General features: G+C 64.6%; 19 protein-coding genes. 6 read left to right on the forward strand and 13 right to left on the reverse strand.

Translation table 11 applies throughout. The annotated features are described in order from the left end of the window. Window positions 1–7: 7 nt before the first annotated feature. Window positions 8–592, reverse strand: a complete 585-nt coding sequence (locus ABFA30_RS04195; RefSeq protein WP_253091315.1) for a hypothetical protein — start codon at window positions 590–592, stop codon at window positions 8–10. Then, window positions 558–1,298 (reverse strand): SURF1 family protein, encoded by a 741-nt coding sequence (locus ABFA30_RS04200; protein ID WP_253091316.1) that lies wholly within the window; start codon window positions 1,296–1,298, stop codon window positions 558–560. The genes ABFA30_RS04195 and ABFA30_RS04200 overlap by 35 nt, the downstream gene beginning before the upstream one ends. A 63-nt stretch (window positions 1,299–1,361) precedes the next feature. On the opposite strand from ABFA30_RS04200, the gene ABFA30_RS04205 reads away from it, so the two are divergent. After that, window positions 1,362–1,565: a twin transmembrane helix small protein gene (locus ABFA30_RS04205; protein WP_225789977.1), complete on the forward strand. Its 204-nt coding sequence runs from the start codon at window positions 1,362–1,364 to the stop codon at window positions 1,563–1,565. A gap of 21 nt (window positions 1,566–1,586) precedes the next feature. Here the strand turns inward: ABFA30_RS04205 and ABFA30_RS04210 are convergent, their stop codons facing one another. Genes ABFA30_RS04210 through coxB form a run of 4 tightly spaced genes read right to left on the reverse strand, consistent with a single transcriptional unit; the run spans window position 1,587 to window position 5,837 of the window. Beyond that, complete coding sequence (locus ABFA30_RS04210; RefSeq protein ID WP_225789976.1) at window positions 1,587–2,474, reverse strand: cytochrome c oxidase subunit 3; 888 nt, start codon at window positions 2,472–2,474, stop codon at window positions 1,587–1,589. A 16-nt stretch (window positions 2,475–2,490) separates the two neighbouring features. Next, on the reverse strand, window positions 2,491–3,057 hold the full coding sequence (locus ABFA30_RS04215; RefSeq protein WP_225789975.1) for a cytochrome c oxidase assembly protein: 567 nt from the start codon (window positions 3,055–3,057) through the stop codon (window positions 2,491–2,493). 10 nt (window positions 3,058–3,067) lie between these two features. Further along, window positions 3,068–4,657 (reverse strand): cytochrome c oxidase subunit I, encoded by a 1,590-nt coding sequence (gene ctaD / locus ABFA30_RS04220; protein WP_225789974.1) that lies wholly within the window; start codon window positions 4,655–4,657, stop codon window positions 3,068–3,070. Between the two features lie 52 nt (window positions 4,658–4,709). Further along, complete coding sequence (coxB, locus tag ABFA30_RS04225) at window positions 4,710–5,837, reverse strand: cytochrome c oxidase subunit II (protein ID WP_410045176.1); 1,128 nt, start codon at window positions 5,835–5,837, stop codon at window positions 4,710–4,712. Between the two features lie 368 nt (window positions 5,838–6,205). On the opposite strand from coxB, the gene ABFA30_RS04230 reads away from it, so the two are divergent. Beyond that, the gene (locus ABFA30_RS04230; protein ID WP_225789972.1) at window positions 6,206–6,850 is read left to right on the forward strand and encodes a hypothetical protein; all 645 of its coding nucleotides are present in this window, start codon (window positions 6,206–6,208) and stop codon (window positions 6,848–6,850) included. A 103-nt stretch (window positions 6,851–6,953) separates the two neighbouring features. Continuing rightward, on the forward strand, window positions 6,954–8,042 hold the full coding sequence (locus ABFA30_RS04235) for a hypothetical protein (protein WP_410045177.1): 1,089 nt from the start codon (window positions 6,954–6,956) through the stop codon (window positions 8,040–8,042). Between the two features lie 2 nt (window positions 8,043–8,044). On the opposite strand, the gene ABFA30_RS04240 is transcribed toward ABFA30_RS04235, so the two are convergent. The 6 genes from ABFA30_RS04240 to prlC form a co-directional block, all read right to left on the reverse strand. Then, complete coding sequence (locus tag ABFA30_RS04240) at window positions 8,045–9,574, reverse strand: SulP family inorganic anion transporter (RefSeq protein WP_368816102.1); 1,530 nt, start codon at window positions 9,572–9,574, stop codon at window positions 8,045–8,047. 202 nt (window positions 9,575–9,776) lie between these two features. Further along, complete coding sequence (locus ABFA30_RS04245) at window positions 9,777–10,496, reverse strand: carbonic anhydrase (RefSeq protein WP_410045178.1); 720 nt, start codon at window positions 10,494–10,496, stop codon at window positions 9,777–9,779. Window positions 10,497–10,772: 276 nt separating this feature from the next. Beyond that, window positions 10,773–11,831 carry a PA0069 family radical SAM protein gene (locus tag ABFA30_RS04250; RefSeq protein WP_225790031.1) on the reverse strand — a complete coding sequence of 353 codons (1,059 nt, stop codon included), beginning with the start codon at window positions 11,829–11,831 and terminating at the stop codon, window positions 10,773–10,775. A gap of 61 nt (window positions 11,832–11,892) precedes the next feature. Beyond that, complete coding sequence (locus ABFA30_RS04255) at window positions 11,893–13,962, reverse strand: M3 family metallopeptidase (protein ID WP_410045179.1); 2,070 nt, start codon at window positions 13,960–13,962, stop codon at window positions 11,893–11,895. Between the two features lie 138 nt (window positions 13,963–14,100). After that, on the reverse strand, window positions 14,101–14,379 hold the full coding sequence (locus ABFA30_RS04260) for a YheV family putative zinc ribbon protein (RefSeq protein ID WP_225789967.1): 279 nt from the start codon (window positions 14,377–14,379) through the stop codon (window positions 14,101–14,103). Then, the gene (gene prlC / locus ABFA30_RS04265) at window positions 14,376–16,427 is read right to left on the reverse strand and encodes an oligopeptidase A (protein ID WP_253091320.1); all 2,052 of its coding nucleotides are present in this window, start codon (window positions 16,425–16,427) and stop codon (window positions 14,376–14,378) included. Before prlC ends, ABFA30_RS04260 begins: the two co-directional genes overlap by 4 nt. 102 nt (window positions 16,428–16,529) lie before the next feature. Between prlC and ABFA30_RS04270 the strand changes: the two genes are divergently transcribed. Together ABFA30_RS04270 and ABFA30_RS04275 are read left to right on the forward strand one after the other, a co-directional pair. Beyond that, window positions 16,530–17,078 (forward strand): gamma carbonic anhydrase family protein, encoded by a 549-nt coding sequence (locus ABFA30_RS04270; protein ID WP_225789965.1) that lies wholly within the window; start codon window positions 16,530–16,532, stop codon window positions 17,076–17,078. 44 nt (window positions 17,079–17,122) lie between these two features. Next, on the forward strand, window positions 17,123–17,773 hold the full coding sequence (locus tag ABFA30_RS04275; RefSeq protein ID WP_368816103.1) for an HAD family hydrolase: 651 nt from the start codon (window positions 17,123–17,125) through the stop codon (window positions 17,771–17,773). Window positions 17,774–17,811: 38 nt separating this feature from the next. On the opposite strand, the gene ABFA30_RS04280 is transcribed toward ABFA30_RS04275, so the two are convergent. After that, on the reverse strand, window positions 17,812–18,903 hold the full coding sequence (locus ABFA30_RS04280; RefSeq protein WP_368816104.1) for an aminopeptidase: 1,092 nt from the start codon (window positions 18,901–18,903) through the stop codon (window positions 17,812–17,814). 66 nt (window positions 18,904–18,969) lie between these two features. Here ABFA30_RS04280 and ABFA30_RS04285 point away from each other — a divergent pair, with 66 nt between their 5' ends. Further along, window positions 18,970–19,383 (forward strand): hypothetical protein, encoded by a 414-nt coding sequence (locus ABFA30_RS04285; protein WP_225789962.1) that lies wholly within the window; start codon window positions 18,970–18,972, stop codon window positions 19,381–19,383. Window positions 19,384–19,421: the final 38 nt, after the last annotated feature.

The following is a 19,421-nucleotide window of genomic DNA, read 5'->3' on the forward strand; positions in this document are numbered from 1 at the left end:
CGGCCTCCTAGCCGATGTTGGACAGTTTGAGCAGGTGGCGCAGGTCGTCGAGCACATGCTTGCCCTTGGCCTTGACGTCGTAGCGCAGCACCAGGTTGCCGTGGGGGTCGACGATCCACAGCTGCGGGCCGGGCTCGCCGACCTTCTGGCCGTAGCGTTGCAGGTCGAGCGGATAACGCTGCAGCTGCGGATATTCGCGGCCCAACAACGCCTGGTAGTCAGCGTCCAGCGGCTGCGCGGCGGCCAGGGCATGGCTGGCACGGCCAGCGTCGCGGCCCAGGCCGATCTGGATCTGCCGGGCCAGGTACACCAGTTGCTGGCAATCCTGGGCACAGGCTTGCGGCGCGCTGACCAACAGTTGCCAGCCTTCCTCCTGGGCGTCGATGCCAATGTCGGCGCGGGTTTCGCCGCTGCCGATCATCGCGCCGTGGTAACTGCGGCCCTCCGGCACCCAGAACTTGAACTTGTACATGCTGGTGGCGAGGATCATCGGCCCCAGCGCCACCAGCAGGATGAGGATCAGCTGCAAGCGCCCACGCGCGCGGGACTTGTGGCGTTCAGGCACGCCCAGTGGACTCGTGACGGCGCCCATGGTTGTTCTCCTTGTTGTTGTGCCAACCGAAATAGAGGTAGAGCAGCACCAGCGCCGTGGCCAACGCGAACCACTGCACGGCGTAGCCCAGGTGTTTTTCCGGCCCCATGGCGACCACCGGCCAGTCCAGCCGGTAGCTGGCTGGCCCCGGTTCGAGGCGCAGCTCATGGGGGAAACCTTCGCGACCGAGCTGTTGCCACACTTGCGCAGGGTCGATGGCGGTGAGCAGGTGCGGCCACTGCTTGCCGGCCGGGTCGGGGTGCAGTTGGAAGATGCTGCCCGGCGCCACGTAGACCGAGGCGTCGAGGGTCAGGGGGTGTTCGGGGGTATCGAAGCGCACCGGCACCCGGCGGTCGGGCCACGGCAGCCAGCCACGGTTGACCAGCAGCCACAGGCCGCTGGCCTGGTCGTGGAAGGGTTGCAGCAGCTCGACGCCGACCTGGCCGTCGCGCAGGCGGTTGTCCAGCAGCAGGCTGTGTGCGGCATCGAAGCGGCCGTGCAGGTGTACGCGCTGGAAGGCCGGGTCAGGCAATTGCTGCAACTGCGCGACCGCCACCGGCGCCTCGACGCGACGCTCGGCATAACTGTCGAGCAGCTGGCGCTTTTCGTCCGCTCGGCGCAGTTGCCAACTGCCGAGCGCGATCAACCCCGGCAGCAGGGCAAGCACCACCAGGGTCGGTACCAGGCCAGGGCGAAACGGCTTCACCACGGCCTCGCAAGGTCGATCGCTATACTTGAAACCATCACTGCATTCCCCCGGAGTATCGCCATGCTCAAGGCTGCGATTGTCCTGATGCTGTTGGCCACCATCGCCAGCCTGTTCAGCGGGCTGGTGTTCCTGGTCAAGGACGACGAACACTCGACCCGCCTGCTCAAGGCCCTGACCGTGCGCGTCACCCTCGCGGCGCTGACCATCGGCCTGGTCGCCTGGGGCTTCATCAGCGGGCAGCTCGTCTCGCACGCGCCGTTCTGAATCCTGTGCAGGAGTCCCCTGCTACAGCACATACACGAAGATGAACAACCCGACCCAGACCACATCGACGAAGTGCCAGTACCAGCTGGCCGCCTCGAAACCGAAGTGCTTGTCGGGGTTGAAATGCCCGCGCAGCACACGCACGAGCATCACGATCAATATCAAGGAGCCCAAGGTCACGTGGGCGCCGTGAAAGCCCGTGAGCATGAAGAAGGTCGCGCCGTAGATCCCCGAACCCAAGGTCAGCCCCAGGTGGGCATAGGCCTCGTAGTACTCGTAGGCCTGCAACGCCAGGAACGACAGCCCGAGCAGGATGGTCAGCCCCAGCCACAGCTTCAGTGGGCCACGATGCCCCTTGCGCAGGGCATGGTGGGCGATGGTGATGGTCACGCTGGAGCTGACCAGCAGGATGGTGTTGATCAGTGGCAGGTGCCAGGGGTCGATGATGTCCTTGGGTGGCGGGAACAGCTTCGGGTCCGGTGTGTTGAGCAGCGGCCAGGCGAACTCGAAGCCGGGCCAGAGCATCTGCGAGACGCCCTTGTCGCCCTCGCCGCCGAGCCAGGGCCCGGCCAGCACCCGCACGTAGAACAGCGCGCCGAAGAAGGCCAGGAAGAACATCACCTCGGAGAAGATGAACCAGCTCATGCCCCAGCGGAACGAGCGGTCCATCTGCGCACTGTACAACCCCGCACGGCTCTCCTTGACCACCGCGCCGAACCAGCCGAACAGCATGTAGGCCAAGAACAGCGCGCCGACGAAGAAGATCCACGGCCCATGGGACGCCTCGTGGCCGGCCTTGAGGTCGTTGAACCAGGTGCCCAGGCCGAACACCGTGATGAGCAGGCCGATCGTGGCGATGATCGGCCACTTGCTCTGCGCCGGGACGTAGTAGTGCTCGTGACTTGCCATTGTTGTTCTCCTTCCCTTAACGGGCGCCCTGGACGTCCTGGGCCGCGACATGGGCGACCGGCGGGTGGCGAGCGGTGATATCGAACAAGGTGTAGGCCAGTGTCAGGTGCTTCACGTTGGCCGGCAGGTCGCGGTCGACGATGAAACGCACCGGCATCTCGATGCGCTCGCCGGGTTGCAGCACCTGCTGGGTGAAACAGAAGCACTCGGTCTTGTGGAAGTACGCCGCGGCCTCGGCCGGGGTGATGCTGGGGATGGCCTGGGCACTCATGGGCCGATCGGTCGGGTTACGGGCGACGAAGACCATCTGGTTGACCGCCCCCGGGTTGACCTCGAGCTGGTCGGCGGTGGAATGGAACTCCCAGACCATGTCGCTGGCATTGGTCGACATGAACTGCACCCGCACGGTGCGCGTCGGGTCGCTGACCTGGCTGCCCTGGTACTGCCCGCCGGTCTTGCCGTTGATGCCGAAGGCCTGGCACATGACGTCGTAGATCGGCACCAGGGCGAAGCCGAAGGCGAACATCACCACCGTCAGCATCAGCAGGCGCGTGACCAGGCGTTTGAGCGACAGGCCTTCCATGTTCGACCTCCTACTTCACGTCCGGCGGCGTCTGGAAGGTGTGGTAGGGCGCCGGCGAAGGCACCGTCCACTCCAGCCCGTCGGCGCCATCCCAGGGCTTGGCCGGTGCCGGCGCGCCGCCGCGGATGCACTTGATGACGATGAACAGGAACAGGAACTGCGTGGCACCGAAGGTGAAGGCGCCAATCGACGAGACCATGTTGAAATCGGCGAACTGCAGGTTGTAGTCCGGGATCCGTCGCGGCATGCCGGCCAGGCCCACGAAGTGCATGGGGAAGAACGCCATGTTCATACCGATGAACGACAGCCAGAAGTGCAGTTTGGCCAAGGTTTCGTCGTACATGTGCCCGGTCCACTTCGGCAGCCAGTAGTAGGCCGAGGCGAAGATGCCGAAGATCGCCCCGGGCACCAGCACATAGTGGAAGTGGGCGACGACGAAGTAGGTGTCGTGGTACTGGAAGTCCGCCGGCGCGATGGCCAGCATCAGCCCGGAGAAGCCGCCGATGGTGAACAGGATGACGAAGGCCACGGCGAACAGCATCGGCGCCTCGAAGGTCAGCGCACCCTGCCACATGGTGCTGACCCAGTTGAACACCTTCACCCCGGTAGGCACGGCGATCAGCATGGTGGCGTACATGAAGAACAGCTCGCCCACCACCGGGATGCCGACCACGAACATGTGGTGGGCCCAGACGATGAACGACAGGAAGGCGATCGCCCCGGTGGCATAGACCATGGAGGTGTAGCCGAACAGCGGCTTGCGCGAGAACGCCGGGATGATCGAACTGACCGCGCCGAAGGCCGGCAGGATCATGATGTACACCTCGGGGTGGCCGAAGAACCAGAACACATGCTGGAACAGCACCGGGTCACCACCGCCGGCGGCGCTGAAGAAGCTGGTGCCGAAGTGGATGTCCATCAGCATCATGGTCACCACGCCGGCCAGCACCGGCATCACCGCGATGAGCAGGAACGCGGTGATCAGCCAGGTCCAGACGAACAGCGGCATCTTCATCAGGGTCATGCCTGGCGCACGCAGGTTGAGCACGGTGGCGATCACGTTGATCGCGCCCATGATCGAGCTGATGCCCATCAGGTGGATGGCGAAGATGAAGAAGGTCACGCTGGCCGGCGCGTAGGTGGTCGACAGCGGAGCGTAGAAGGTCCAGCCGAAATTCGGCCCGCCGCCGGCGCTGAACAAGGTCGAGACCAACAGCAGGAAAGCCGCCGGCAGCAGCCAGAAGCTGAAGTTGTTCATCCGTGGCAAGGCCATGTCCGGCGCGCCGATCATCAGCGGGATCATCCAGTTGGCCAGGCCCACGAATGCCGGCATCACTGCCCCGAACACCATGATCAGGCCATGCATGGTGGTCATCTGGTTGAAGAACTCAGGTTCCACGATCTGCAGGCCGGGCTGGAACAGCTCGGCGCGGATCACCATGGCGAACGAGCCGCCGAGCAGGAACATGGCGAAGCTGAACCACAGGTACATCGTGCCGATGTCCTTGTGGTTGGTGGTCAGCACCCAGCGCATCAGGCCCTTGGCCGGGCCGTGGGCATGCTCATGGCCTTGGGCGTGGTCGTCGATCACTGCACTCATGTCCTGTCTCCTGCAATCCGGTGGCTGTTGCGGGAACACCCGTCGACCCGGCTCATTGGCCTTCTGCCTGCTTGAGCGCCAGCACATCCTTCGGCGTGACCATATCGCTCTTGTTGTTGCCCCAGGCATTGCGCTCGTAGGTGACCACGGCGGCGATGTCGACTTCCGAGAGCTGCTTGCCGAACGCGGCCATGGCAGTGCCAGGCTTGCCGTGGAACACGATGCCCAGGTGGTCTTCCTTGGGGCCAGTGGCGATCTTCGAGCCCTTGAGTGCCGGGAACATCGGCGGCAGGCCCTGGCCCTCGGCCTGGTGACAGGCCACGCAGGCGGTGTGGTAGACCTTGTCGCCACGCTCGACCAGCTCCTCCAGGGTCCACTCCTTGCTGGTCAGCTCCTTGAGCTTGGCCGCCTCGGCCTTGCGCTCGCCGAGCCAGGTGTCGTAGTCGGCCTGCGACTTGACCTCGACCACCACCGGCATGAAGCCATGGTCCTTGCCGCACAGCTCGGTGCACTGGCCGCGGTAGATGCCGGGTTTCTCGATGCGCGTCCAGGCTTCGTTGACGAAGCCGGGAATGGCGTCGCGCTTGACCGCGAAGGCCGGCACCCACCAGGAGTGGATGACATCGGCGGCAGTCACCAGAAAGCGCACCTTGGCCCCGACCGGCAAGACCAGCGGCTGGTCGACTTCCAGCAGGTAGTGCTCGCCCTTGGGCGCCTGGTTGCGGATCTGCTCGGCGGGGGTGGCGATGTTGCTGAAGAACTCCACGTCCTGGCCCAGGTACTTGTAGTGCCATTTCCATTGATAGCCGGTGACCTGGATGTCGATGTCCGAGTCGCTGGCGTCGTAGATGTCGATCAGTGTCTTGGTGGCCGGGATGGCCATGGCCACGAGGATCAGGAAGGGGACGATGGTCCAGAGGATCTCCACCCAGGTGTGCTCGTGGAAGTGAGCAGGCTCCTGGCCGGTGGAGCGACGGTGGATGACCATCGACCAGAACATCGCGCCGAACACCACGATGCCGATGACCACACAGATCCAGAAGATGGTCATGTGCAGGTCGAACACGGCGCTGGAGACTTCCGTGGCCCCCGGAGCCATGTTCACGGTCCAGGCAGCGTGCGCCTGACCGAATCCCAACCACAACAGGAGGCCCATCCAGACATGTGGATGTCGCATCATTGCGGGTTCCCCTTATCGTTCTTGTTGTCCCGGAGGCGTGGACCTACGGCAAGGGGGGACGGCGGCCAAGACTGCCTACTTCGACGACCGAGCCCCTGCGACAGCAGTCGGGCCTCATCAACGAATCACGTTCAACCGGAGTATAGACACCGACCAATGGCACGCAACGAAGGCCATGAAATGAACTTCATGATTCCGCCGGATCGCCTGTAAACCCCGTGCTCAACGGCTCGGGGCACAATGATGGCACATTGATATAACTGCTTATGCAGGCGTGTCTTCCGGTTATAACAAATGCGTCTTAGGCATTCTCGTAAGCAAGCTAACTTAGTGTCTTCCGTTTGTAACGCCTTGTCCCTGGAGTTGTCATGAACATCGCCGCTGTACGCGAGCAGATCAGCCAAGCCCATCAACATGAAAGCCAGACCGGCCAATTGAAAGTACGCCTCGAGCAGCAACTGCCCCACCTGCATCCGTCGATCCGACTGCCGGAGCAGGATGCCCAGGGTACCTTGACGCGTTTCGTCAGCGCCTATATCGACCAGGTCCCGGAGTTGCTGGAAGCTGCGCACGCAGTGGCCCGCGAGGCCGGCATCGAGTCGCAGATCAAGCCGGTGCTGAAGATCGCCGAAGCCTATTTCCTCCAGCCTCCGAGCGTCATGCAAGGGCATGTCGGCCTCGACTGCCTGCTGGACGAGGCCTACCTGGCCCATCGCCTGGTCGAAGAGGTCAATGACCTGTACATCCGTCATTTCCAGCAACCGCTGATCCCCCTCGATACCACCGTGGCCAACCTGATCGCCCATCAGTTGATCGGCGAGACCTTCGCCAACCAGCTGGACGAGGTGGTGCACCACTCGGTGGACGAGTTGCTCGACGACGAGAGCTTTGCCGTGGAGTCGGTGGAGACCTACCGCGAGACCCTGTGCAGCCCCGCGACCGGCGAAGCCTGGAAACGCTGGCCGTGCCTGTCGCGGCAACTGAACGTGGACCTTGCCCTGCAACCCTCCTGACGCACCGAGGCGGCTGGGAAAGGCGTCCCGCTGCTGCCCCTCGTACCCGATCGCTACTGTCATCCGGCCGCCGCAAGGGCGGCCCCGACCCATCGAACAGGTGATGACAATGACGATCCAGTGGAATCGAATCTATACCGACCTGCTGCGCGGCAGCCGGCCGACGCTCTGGGGCAACTGGGCCCTGAACCCCAACATCCAGCCAGGCGCGGTCGGCATCGTCGACCCGGCCTCGGGTGACTTCAGGCTCGTCTGCGAACAATTGCCCGGCGCAGAAGTATCGAGCAGCCAGCAGGGCCGCAAGTGGCAGATCAGCTCGAGCGGCGTACAGCGCCGCGAAGTCAAGACGAGCGTGGCGGGAATGGTCTACGACCCGGCCACCGGCGCCCAGGTGCAGCCGGATGCCGCCATCGAATGGAGCTTCGACCGCGAGGAATCCATCGCCTCGGAGTTCGCCCTCAGCGGTGAACGCAGCCTCAGCAACCTCACGCTGCTGCACGACAGCTACGACTGGCTGCTGGATCACGCCAGGCGGGTGAACATGGCCACCGCCGCCGGCATTTCCGAAGGCTTCGGCGTGGTGACCACGGTGGTCTATGCCCAGAGCGGCGTCAATGCCGGCGCCAAGAAACGCAACGCCCGGTTCTCCCTCGCCGGCAGCGCCAGCGGCCTGAACAGGTTGCTCGGCGAGGACGGCATCTCCGGCAAGGGCAACGCCAGCTTCATCGTCACCAGCGACAGCAGCGCGATCGAGTCGCACACCTTGCCGGCAGGAAGCGGCGAGGTGGCCAGCGAGCCGCTGCCCGTCGCCTATGGCTTCGCATCCTTCGCCGGCAGCAGGGTGCTGGTGCCCAACTGGATCCGCAAGATGGGTGTGTTGAGCCTGGTGGTCGACAGCAAGGCCTCGGCCTTCACCACCTACACCACCCGGGTCACCTTGTCGTACGAAACCCCCAATGGCCCGGTCGAAGACACCCGGACCATCGTCGGCGGCAGCTCCGCCAGCTTCAGCGATATCCCGCTGACAGCCACCCGGATGACACTCGTCGCCGAGTTCATCAACCTCGGCAAGAACACCCGCCAGGCGCTCACCTGGAACACGCCTGCCACCGAGTGGCTCGGCGGCACCCGGGTCGTCAACCTGACCGGTACCTGGCCGGGTGCGCCGCAGATGAAGGAAGTGGACGCCTGAGGTCAGGCGCCCGCAGCGCTGCGCAAGCGCCCTTCGATCCTGCGCTTGAGGCCACGCTGCTCGATACGCAGGCTGCAACCGCTGGCCTGGCTGGCCTTGCCCCAATCCTCGAGCAATTCCAGGCAGGAATGGTCGATGTAGGTCAGGTTGGCCAGCGGGACATGCAACGTGGTGCCGGGCGGCACGCTGTCGAGTACCTGGGTCAGGGCAGGGACCTTGAGGAAGGTCGCCGCCCCGCTCAGGCGCAGCTCCATGTGCCCCGGGCGGTCGAGGTGGACCAGGTTGATCTTCAGTCGCGCGGCCTTGAGCGCCAGCTTCAGTAGCGTCAGGGCGAAACCTAGGAGTACACCGGTGAGCAGGTCGGTGAAGATGATCGCCAAGGCGGTGGCGGCATAGGTGAACATCGGCATGCGCCCGTAGCGGCCAAGGCCGCGCAACGCTTTGAAATCCACCAGCTTCACGCCGGTATAGACCAGCACGCCAGCCAGGCTCGCCACCGGAATCTGCTGCAAGACGCTGCTCAAGGCCACCACGAAGGCCAGCAGCCACACGCCATGGAAGATCGCCGACCAGCGTGTCTGCGCCCCGGCCTGGACGTTGGCCGAGCTGCGCACGATCACCCCGGTCATCGGCAGTGCGCCCAGTAAGCCGCAGAGCATGTTGCCTACACCTTGCGCCGACAGTTCACGGTCGAAGTCCGAGCGCTGGCCGCTGTGCATGCGGTCGACCGCGGCGGCGGACAGCAGGGTCTCGGCGCTGGCGATGAACGCCAGGGCCAGGGCGGCCACCAGCAGGGTCGGGTCGGCCAGCGCGAGCAAGTCATGCGGGCGCAACCAATCGATGGCCTCGGACAGGTCGGCCGGTACCTGCACCCGCTTCACCGGCAGCGCCAGCCACAGGCTGATGGCCGTCATCGCCGCCACGCCGAGCAGGGCACCCGGCAAGAAACGCAGGCGCTGGGGCCGCCAGCGCTCCCAGCCCCACATCAGGGCGATGGTCCCCAGCCCCAGCGCACCGGCCTGCCAGCCGCTGCCGGCGCTCTCCTGGGGCAATGCCGAGGCCAGCGTGGCGGGAAAGCCCAGCAGGTTTTCGACGCCAGAGGGCTGCGGCGCGGTGTCGAACATCACATGCACCTGGGACAGCACGATCAGCACGCCGATACCGGCGAGCATGCCGTAGACCACAGCCGGCGCGGTGACGCGGAACCAGCAGCCCAGGCGCAAGCGCCCGGCCAGCAGTTGCAGCAACCCTGCCAGCAGGAGGATCGGCCCGAGCATGGCCATGCCATGTTGGCGCACCAGCTCGAACACCAGCACCGCCAGGCCGGCGGCCGGGCCGCTGACCTGCAGCGGCGAACCGGCCAGGAAACCGACCACGATGCCACCGATGATGCCAGTGATCAGCCCTTTGGCCGGCGGCATGCCCGAGGCGATCGCGATACCCATGCACAGGGGCAGGGCCACCAGAAAGACCACGACCGAGGCCAGCAATTCGCGCGGCAGGGCCGCTTTGATCTGTGTCTTGTTCACCATGAAGCTCCTTACTTTCAGTTGCACGGCCATTCCTCTGGCCGGGACACGGGGATCCCTGAATCGCGCGCAGGGGCGCGCCGCCAGCGAGGCCGGCAAGGTATCCAGGGAATTCAAGGCAGCCGATAACCGGACCACACCACGAGGGTGCGGCCGGCGATCAGGACGTCATGCAGAGGTGTTCGGGTCGCTTGAGGCGTGGAGCCTAGTAGCGGCCTCTCGGTGTAGCGCAGGGGATCGGTTCGCCTGCGGCTAGCGGCAGGAAGCTGTCGCTGGCGGCATCGTAGGCTTCGATCCGACTGGTCTCGATGTCGTAGACCCAACCATGGATATACAGCTGGCCGGCCGCCAGGCGCGAGGCGACCGAAGGGTGGGTGCGCAGGTGATGCAACTGGGCGATGACGTTTTCCTTGGTCAGCACCTGCATGCTTTCGTGCTCGCTGCCACAGGAGCAGTTGTCCTCGACCACCGTGCGCGCGACCTCGGCATGACGCAACCAGGCCTTGACCGTCGGCATCTTCTCCAGCGCGTGGGGGTTGAGCACCGCCCGCATGGCACCACAGTCGGAATGGCCGCAGACGATGATGTGATGCACGCCCAAGGCCATCACCGCGTACTCGATGGCGGTGGATACGCCACCGTTCATCTGCCCGTAGGGCGGTACGACGTTGCCGACGTTACGGGTCACGAACAGATCCCCCGGCGAGCTCTGGGTGATCAGCTCGGGGACGATGCGCGAGTCGGCGCAGGTGATGAACATGGCGCGCGGCGTTTGTGCCGTGGCGAGCTTCTTGAACAGCTCCTGCTGCTCGGGAAAGACATCGTGATGAAACCGCAGGAAGCCGTCGACGATATGCTTCAGGGCAGCATCGGCACTTTCGGCGGGTGCAGCCGGGACGGCCTTGGAGGGGTCCTTGACGGGCATGATTCATCCTCTTGACGGTTTGTAGGCAAATTCCATCTTACCGGTTAAAGATTCTGGCTATGCAGGGTTTAGATGACGCGCACAGGCCATTGATCACAGTCTCTGTGGACTGATTTCCTACGCTACCGGGGAAAACTTAACTGAAACTGAATTCGGAGGCTCTAGAACGGGCGTTCTAGCTGATACAGGCGGGTGCTCGATAATAGCAAAAAAACATCAATCGCCAATACCCATGAGCGAAAATAACAGCTGCCATTAGTGCGGCTGGGGATGGCATCAGAACAACTTCAGTTGCCCGTTCGGCGGGCAGAACGCCGTGCAATCCAGCGCCTGCGCCTCGCGGCCTGCGAACCCCAGCCGCCGCATGGCCTTGCCGAACCGCTGCGCCAGCAACTCGGCGAAAACGCCTTCCCCACGCATGCGTGTGCCGAACCGGCTGTCATACAGCTCGCCGCCCCGGCTCTGGCGGATCAGGCTGAGCACATGGGCGGCGCGCTGCGGGTAATGGTCGTGCAGCCATTGCTCGAACAACGGCGCCACCTCCAGCGGCAGGCGCAGCATCATGTAGGCCGCACTCTGCGCACCCGCTGCCTTCGCCGCCTCCAGCAGGTGCTCCAGCTCGCTGTCGTTGATCATCGGGATCATCGGCGAACACAGCACCCCCACCGGCACGCCCGCCTCGTGCAGGACCCGTATCGCCCGCAGCCGCGCCTTCGGTGCCGCGGCCCGGGGTTCGAGGATGCGCTTGAGTTCGTCATCGAGGGTGGTGAGGCTGATCATCACCCGCGCCAGACGCTGGCTCGCCAGCTCCGCCAGCAAGTCCAGATCGCGCAGCACCAATGCACCCTTGGTGACGATGGTCACCGGATGGCGGAAACGTAGCAGCACTTCGAGCAGGCGCCGGGTCAGCTGCCGCTCGCGCTCGATGGGCTGGTAGGGGTCGGTGTTGGAACCCAGGTTGATCGGCGCGCAAACGTAGCCCGGCTTGCTCAATTGCTGCTCGAGCAATTCGGCCGCGTTGGTCTTGGCGATCAGCTTGGTCTCGAAGTCCAGGCCTGGGGAAAGGTCCCAGTAGGCATGGCTGGGGCGGGCGTAGCAGTAGATGCAGCCATGCTCGCAGCCCCGGTAGGGATTGATGGAGCGGTCGAAGGGCAGGTCCGGCGAGGTGTTGCGGGTGATGATGCTCTTGGCCGTCTCGATCCGCACCTCGGTACCCTGGGTGGGCGGGACTTCCTGGTACCAGCCATCGTCCTCCTTCACCGACTGGCTCGGGGCGAAGCGGTTGTGCGGGTTGCTGGCAGTGCCGCGTCCTCGCAAGGGTGCTGGGTTCATGATGGGACTCCGAGATACTGTATCCATATACAGTATCTCGGAGTTAGTCGGGTTTCCAGTACCGTCAGGCGCCAGCCGTCGCCAGGTATCGCGCGCGGTAGGCCTCGTGCGACAACGGCCTGCCCAGGAAGGCCTCCAGCGAGGCGCTCATCGAACGCAAGGCACCCGGCGCCAGGATCTCCTCGCGCAACCGCTGCCCGAGCCTGGCGTCATCCACGCCTTGCGCCTCGAAACGCGCGAAGATATCCAACGCATGGACCTCGGCCCACAGGTAGCAGTAGTAGCTTGCGTCATAACCGGTTACCAGGTAGTCGAAGGCCTCCGGGTATCGTTCGTCGTCCTGGCCAGCCAATACCATGACCCGGCTGCTCGCCAGCCCGGCGATTTTCCGCACGTCGATGGGTGTATCGGCGGCCTGGTGCAACAGGACGTCGAACAGCGCCAGGCGCAGCTCCTTGGCCAGGGTCTGCAATTGCTGCTTGCGCTTTGCCCGCAGCCATCGCTCGACCTTCTCCAGCGAAGCCTGCCCGCCGTGCTCGAAATGCCTGGAGAGACGTTGCAGGGTCTGAGGGCTCCAGCACCATTGCTCCAGCACCTTGCCCACGAACTCCGAGGCATCCTTGCCAAGGTGCTCGGTCGAGTTAAGCCGTCGCTGGGCGTTGCCCATCAGCACCTGGTGCAGACAGTGTCCGAACTCATGGAAGAGCTTGCACAGGTCAAGGTGGCCCAGCAGGGTCGGCTGGTTGTCTTCATGCCTGGGATAAGCACAGGACAGCGCTACGACCGGCAGCGTGGTCCCCGTTCCCGGGTCTTCGTGCCGGCTCCTCATTGGAAAGGCAAACGCCCAGTCCGGCTTGCCCGGGCGCGCGAAGGCATCGATGTAGATGTACCCCAACGTGCTACCTGCCTGGGTGACCTTCCACAACTGGACGTCCGGATGCCACGCCACGTTGCCCTGGTCTTCCAGCGTGATGCCGAACAGCCGCGCCGCCCATGCCTGCAATGACGCGAGCACGCCTGGCAAGGGGAAGTAGGCGAGCATGTCCTGCTCGGGGCCCTGCGCCTCGCGGTCATGCAGGCGGCTGGCAAGGTAGGCCTGGTCCCAAGGCTGCAACCTCCCCATACCTTGTGTTTCAGCCAGATGGATCAAAGCGATGGCCTCCTGTTTCAACGCCGGTCTGGCATGCTCGGTGAGCGTGCCAAGAAACGCCTCCACCTCATCCACCGTCTGGGCGGACTTGCTCTGCAGGCTCAACGCCATGGCATTCTCGAAGCCCAATAATTGGGCCTTTTCGTGCCTCAAGCGCACCAGCGCCTGGAGGACCTTCGCATTATCCCAGCCGGTCTTGGCGGCTTGGTCCGAGGCCAAGGTCGACCCTCTGCGGTAGACAGTCTCCCGAAGCGAACGATTGTCGGCATGCTGCAGCAGGGCGGTCACCGTGGTGTCGTCGAGCGTGACCAGCCAACCCTTGCGCCCATTTTCCGTGATGGCGGCCAGCGTTTCGTCTGGAACGTCATCGCTCATCGCCGTCCTCGCTTTATCCGCCAGGGTGACGAGGGTCTGTTCTGGAATACCGGCAAGTTCGCCTGGGTCAGTGATCAACAACACCCCGTCTTTCCTGGACGCGCTCAGGTTATCGAGGAAGGTATCCTCCAGTCCCCTGATGGCCTCCTGCGTCCGAACAAGCTGCTGGCGCTCGGGCTCCGGCAGGGCCGCACCGGCAAGCCTAAGTTCCTCCAGGATGCTGGCCAAGGTCGCTTTCTGCTCGGCGTCCAGGTCACCACGGGCCACCTGGGAATAGGCCTCGAGCAGCAACGGTGCATGGGCCTCTTTCTCATCCCGGTAGGCGCTCAGATGGGCATGGCAATCATTGACCGCTGCAGCCCAGCCGTCGTCCCGGTGGGCACAGGGAACAACCATCTTGAAACGGTCCTCGATACGCAGGTCGAGGCGCTCGATAGCCATGACCAGGTTGTCCCAGGTAGGGGAGGTGGCCGCAGAGGCAAGAATCGTCTGGAGTTCACGGCGGTTGTCTTCGGCGATCTGGCGAAAGGCAGGTTCGAGGTGCTCGACCTCCAGGCGGGTGTAGTCGAGCAGCTCGAAGGGTTGCAGCAGCGGGTTATCCTGGGCCATTTCTTGCTCCATCGAATGAAAAGGAGCGCGAGAGGCTATAGGGCTGACCCCGGGGTGCAGGGTTGAATATCTACCACCTGGCCGACGGAACACACCCAACAACGCCCCGATGTTGCGAACCGGGGCGTTGCAGACGTGTCACTCCGCTGGCTTCTTCAGCTTCGGATTGGGAAAGAACTGGACCGTCTGCACCTTGGCCGGCGCCTTGGGCGCCAGCTGGTTGACCCGGGTGCCGAGCTCCTTCGGAATCGACAGGCCTTGCTCGTTGAGGGTGTCGGAGAACCCGCAGGCCACGCACTCGCGGTGCGGTACGCCGTCCTCGTCCCACATCATCAGCTTGTCGGTCTCGCTGCAGGCCGGGCAAACCGCCCCGGCGATGAAGCGCTTCTTGGTCTTGTTCACACGTACCTCACTCATGCCGCCGCGTCCTCGCTCAGGCCACTATGGCGCAGCAACGCATCGATGGAAGGCTCGCGGCCACGGAAGTCGACGAACAGCACCATCGGCTCGCGGGAGCCGCCACGGGCCAGGATGGCTTCGCGGAAGGCACGGCCGGTCTCGGCATTGAGCACGCCTTCTTCCTCGAAGCGCGAGAAGGCATCGGCCGACAGCACCTCGGCCCACTTGTAGCTGTAGTAACCCGCCGCGTAGCCGCCGGCGAAGATGTGGGCGAAGCTGTTGGGGAAGCGGTTGTAGGCCGGCGGACGCATGACCGAGACCTCGTCGCGCACGTCTTCCAGCACCTGCAGCACGCTGCGGCCGTCGCCATGGTTGGCGTGCAGCTCGAAATCGAACAGCGAGAACTCCAGTTGGCGCACCATCATCATGCCCGACTGGAAGTTCTTCGCTGCCAGCATCTTGTCCAGCAGATCCTGGGGCAGCGGTTCGCCGGTCTCGTAGTGGCCGGAGATCAGCGCCAGGCCTTCGGGCTCCCAGCACCAGTTCTCCATGAACTGGCTCGGCAGTTCCACCGCATCCCAGGCCACACCGTTGATACCGGAAACACCGGCATGCTCGATGCGGGTCAGCAGGTGGTGCAGGCCATGGCCGAACTCGTGGAACAGCGTAGTGACCTCATCGTGGGTCAGCAGCGCCGGCTTGCCAGGCGCGGCCGGGGTGAAATTGCACACCAGGTTGGCCACCGGGCTCTGCAGCGCGCCCGCGGCAGTACGGCGACGGTCACGGGCGCCATCCATCCAGGCACCGCCGCGCTTGTTGGCGCGGGCGTACAGGTCGAAGAAGAAGCGGCCCACGTGCTGGCCGTTTTCCTTGATCTCGAACAGGCGCACGTCCGGGTGCCAGCTGTCGAAGCCCTTGAGCTCGGCGATCTCGATGCCGTACAGACGCTGGACGATGGCGAACAGGCCCGAGAGCACCTTGTCGATCGGGAAGTAGGCGCGCAGGGCTTCCTGCGACACGCTGTAGCGCTGCTCGCGCAGCTTCTCGCCGTAGTAGCCGGCGTCCCAGCTCTGCAGCTCGGCGCAACCCTGCTCGGCGGCGTAGGCCTTGAGCTGCTCCAGATCCTGGGCGGCGAATGGCTTGCTGCGCTTGGCCAGGTCGCGCAGGAAGCTGAGCACCTGGTCGCTGGACTCGGCCATCTTGGTCGCCAGGCTCAGTTCGGCGTAGTTCCGGTAGCCCAGCAGCTCGGCCAGTTCCTGGCGCAGGTCGAGGATCTCGCTCATCACCGGGCCGTTGTCGAACTGGCCGGCGTTCGGGCCCTGGTCGGAGGCGCGGGTGCAATACGCGGCATAGAGTTCTTCACGCAGAGCACGGTCGGCAGCGTAGGTCATCACGGCGTAGTAGCTGGGGAACTCCAGGGTGATCAGCCAGCCGTCGAGGCCCTTGGCCTGGGCGGCGGCGGCCATCTGCGCCTTGGCCGACTCGGTCAGCCCGGCGAGCACGGCCTCGTCGGTGACGTGCTTGGTCCAGGCCTGGGTGGCGTCCAGCAACTGGTTGGAAAAGCGGCTGCCCAGCTCGCTGAGGCGGCTCTGCACTTCGGCGTAGCGCTGCTGCTTGTCGGCCGGCAGGTCGATACCCGACAGACGGAAGTCACGCAGGGCGTGCTCGATGATGGTCTTCTGCGCGGCATCGAAACCTGCGGCTTGCGGGCTGTTGGCCAGCGCTTCATAGGCCTCGAACAGCGCACGGTTCTGCCCAAGCTCGGTGGAGTAGGCGCTCAGGGCCGGCAGGCAAGACTCGTAGGCCTCGCGCAGCGCCTTGCTGTTGCACACCGCATTGAGGTGGCTGACCGGGCTCCAGGCCGCGCCCAGGCGGTCGTTGAGTTCGTCCATCGCCAGCACCAGGCCGGCCCAGGTAGGGTGCTGGCCCTGCTTTTCGAGGATCTCGGCGATGGCTTTGCGGTTGTCGGCCAGGATCTCTTCGATCGCCGGTTGCACATGTTCGGCACGGATCGCCGAGAAGGGCGGCAGATCGTAGGACTGCAGAAGCGGGTTGTTCGCACTCACGGTTTGGATACCTTGGCAGGAGAAACACGCGCCCATCTTAATTACAATCGACGCCGACCGCAGCAGGCAGCCCGCCTATCGGCATTCAAGAGAGGCGCTATCATGGCCATCCGAACATTCCAGCAGCACACTCCGAACCTTGGGCCACGGGCTTTCGTCGACCGCTCGGCGGTGGTGCTGGGCGACGTGGAGATCGGCGAGGACAGCTCGGTCTGGCCGCTGACCGTGATCCGCGGCGACATGCACCGTATCCGCATCGGTGCGCGCACCAGCGTGCAGGATGGCAGCGTGCTGCACATCACCCATGCCGGCCCGTTCAACCCGGACGGCTTCCCCTTGCTGATCGGCGATGAGGTGACCATCGGGCACAAGGTCATGCTGCACGGCTGTACCCTGGGCAACCGGATCCTGGTCGGCATGGGCAGCACCATCATGGACGGCGCCATCGTCGAGGACGAGGTGATCATCGGCGCCGGCAGCCTGGTGCCGCCCGGCAAGCGCCTGGAAAGCGGCTACCTGTACGTGGGCAGCCCGGTGAAGCAGGCCCGGCCGCTGACCGACAAGGAGCGCGCCTTCTTCCCCTACAGCGCCGCCAACTACGTCAAGCTCAAGGACCAACACCTGGCCGAAGGCTACGACCGCCCCGAATGATCCCTGTGGGGCTTGCCCCCGAACACCTGAGTGGACAGCAGCGCATGCACCAGCAGAACATCCTTTTCGACCTCGACGGCACCCTGACCGACCCGCGCCTGGGCATCACCCGCTCGATCCAGTACGCCCTGGCCAAGCTGGGTATCGACGAGCCGGACCTGGCACGGCTCGAGCACTTCATCGGCCCACCCTTGCTGCAGGCCTTCATGCAGTTCTACGACTTCGACGAGGCCAAGGCCTGGGAGGCGGTGAACTTCTACCGCGAGCGCTTCCGCGTCACCGGCCTGTACGAAAACCTGGTGTTCGAAGGCGTGCCAGCGCTGCTCGAAACCCTCAACGGCCAGGGCCGGACCCTGTACATCGCCACCTCCAAGCCGTGGGAGTTCGCCCGCGAGATCGCTCGGCACTTCGCCTTCGATCATCACTTCAAGGTGATCTACGGCAGCGAGCTGGACGGTACCCGCACCAACAAGGTCGAGCTGATCCGCCACCTGCTCGACGAAGAAGGCCTGGACCCGGCGCAGACGTTGATGATCGGCGATCGCAAGCACGACCTGATCGGAGCCCGCAGCAACGGGTTGCAGGCGGTGGCGGTGGGGTATGGCTTCGGCAGCCGGGAGGAGTTGATGGCAGAAGCGCCGGCGTTCCATTTCGACACCCTGGCGCAGATGCACCAGGCGTTCATCGGCGCCTGAACGCAATGACCAGGGGCTGCTTTGCAGCGGCCCCCCGGTCAGCGTCCCCCCGACAACCTGGCCAACTCAGCCTTGCGCACCTCGGCCGGCATCCGCCCCAACGCCTCGACCCGCGCATAGAACCGGCTCCAATCCCCCCGCACCTGCTCGAACAACGCCGCGAACCCCGCCACCCACTGGTCGTACAGCCCGAACGGCAACAGCTTGGCATTGTTCAGCGGCCCGTACATCCAGGCGTCATACCGCCGGTCACCGCCCCACTGGCCATCCCGCAGCACCCGGTACTCTGCACGCAGGCGTTCGAACTCCGCCTGCTTGGCCGCCCGCTTGCCCGCATCGTCCAGGGGGCCGGCATAGATCGCCTGGAGCCTTTCACGGCAAGCCAGCACCAACCGGATGAACTGCTCACGCTGGCGCACGGCGCGCTCCTGAATCGCTGGAAGCCCACGCGCCACGCGCCATTGCCGCGATCCCTCCTGCTCGACGAAGGTGGCGAAGGACTCGTTGAACGCCGTGTCGTCCTTCACATAGAAACGCTGGTGCGCCAGCTCGTGGAAGATCAGCGCGGCCAGGCGCTCGTCGTCCCAGCTGGCCATCGACGACAGGATCGGGTCGTCGAACCAACCCAATGTGGAATAGGCCTCCACGCCCCCCACATAGACGTCCATGCCCGCCTGCCGCATCAAGGCCGCCGCGCCCCGGGCAGCCCCTTGGCGGTAGTAGCCCCGGTAGGCTACGCAGCCAGCGATCGGGAAGCAGTGGGTCACCGGCTGCAACGACAACTCGGGCGTGGCGAACAGGTTCCACACCACGAAAGGCCGGCCCAGGTCGGCGTAGACCCGATAGCTACGGTTGTCGGGCAGCTTCAGTTGCTCGCTGGCGAACGCCCGGGCCTGTTCGGCATGCAGCAGGCGCTGGCGCAGTCGAGGGGACGTGGCCGGGTCCTGCAGCACACGCTCGACCGGCTGGCGGGCGCGCAACAGTTGCCACTGCCCTTGGGCCAGTTGGCCGTAATAGCCGACGCTGGCGCAACCGTTCAGCAGAAGGGCCGCCAACAGGGGAACCAAAACAGGGAAAAAGCGGTCGAGTGCCCCAGGGCTTGAGCGCAAGAAAAGAAAAAGTCTGAACATCGGGGCAGTCTGTCTCGCTCACGGCCAGTGCGTTCCAAGACTATCTCGCCAGGGGGGAGTTTCGCCATGCGTCCATTGTTTGCCGTCGGCACGCTCATGCTGCTGTCCGCGTGTTCCACCTTGCCGGACCCAGACCCGAACCAGGCCTGGATCGACCTGGCCCCGCATGACGACACCTCGCTGCACGCTGTCCAGGTGGACGAGCGCGACTGGGCCGATACCCGCTATTTCGAAGTGCCGCCTGGCCACCATGAGCTCACCGTGCGCTATCAGTTCGCCGTGACCCCGAGCAACATCGGCCCGGTGGACGAACCCCTGTGGCGCGATTGCCAGCTCAACCTGACGTTCAAGGACTTCGGCGCCGGCCAGCGCTATCGCCTGCAAGCGGGCAGCATTGGCTTTCGCCCCTGGATCAAGCTCTACGACCAGCAGCAGAAGCTGGTGGGACAAGGGCTGCCAGCAGGCTGCCAACGCACCTGAAAGGCATGCTCGACGTGACATGGCGCATGGCTGGGGAC

This window comes from Pseudomonas sp. HLMP, from assembly GCF_046365545.1.
GTDB classification, from domain to species: Bacteria; Pseudomonadota; Gammaproteobacteria; order Pseudomonadales; family Pseudomonadaceae; genus Aquipseudomonas; species Aquipseudomonas guariconensis_B.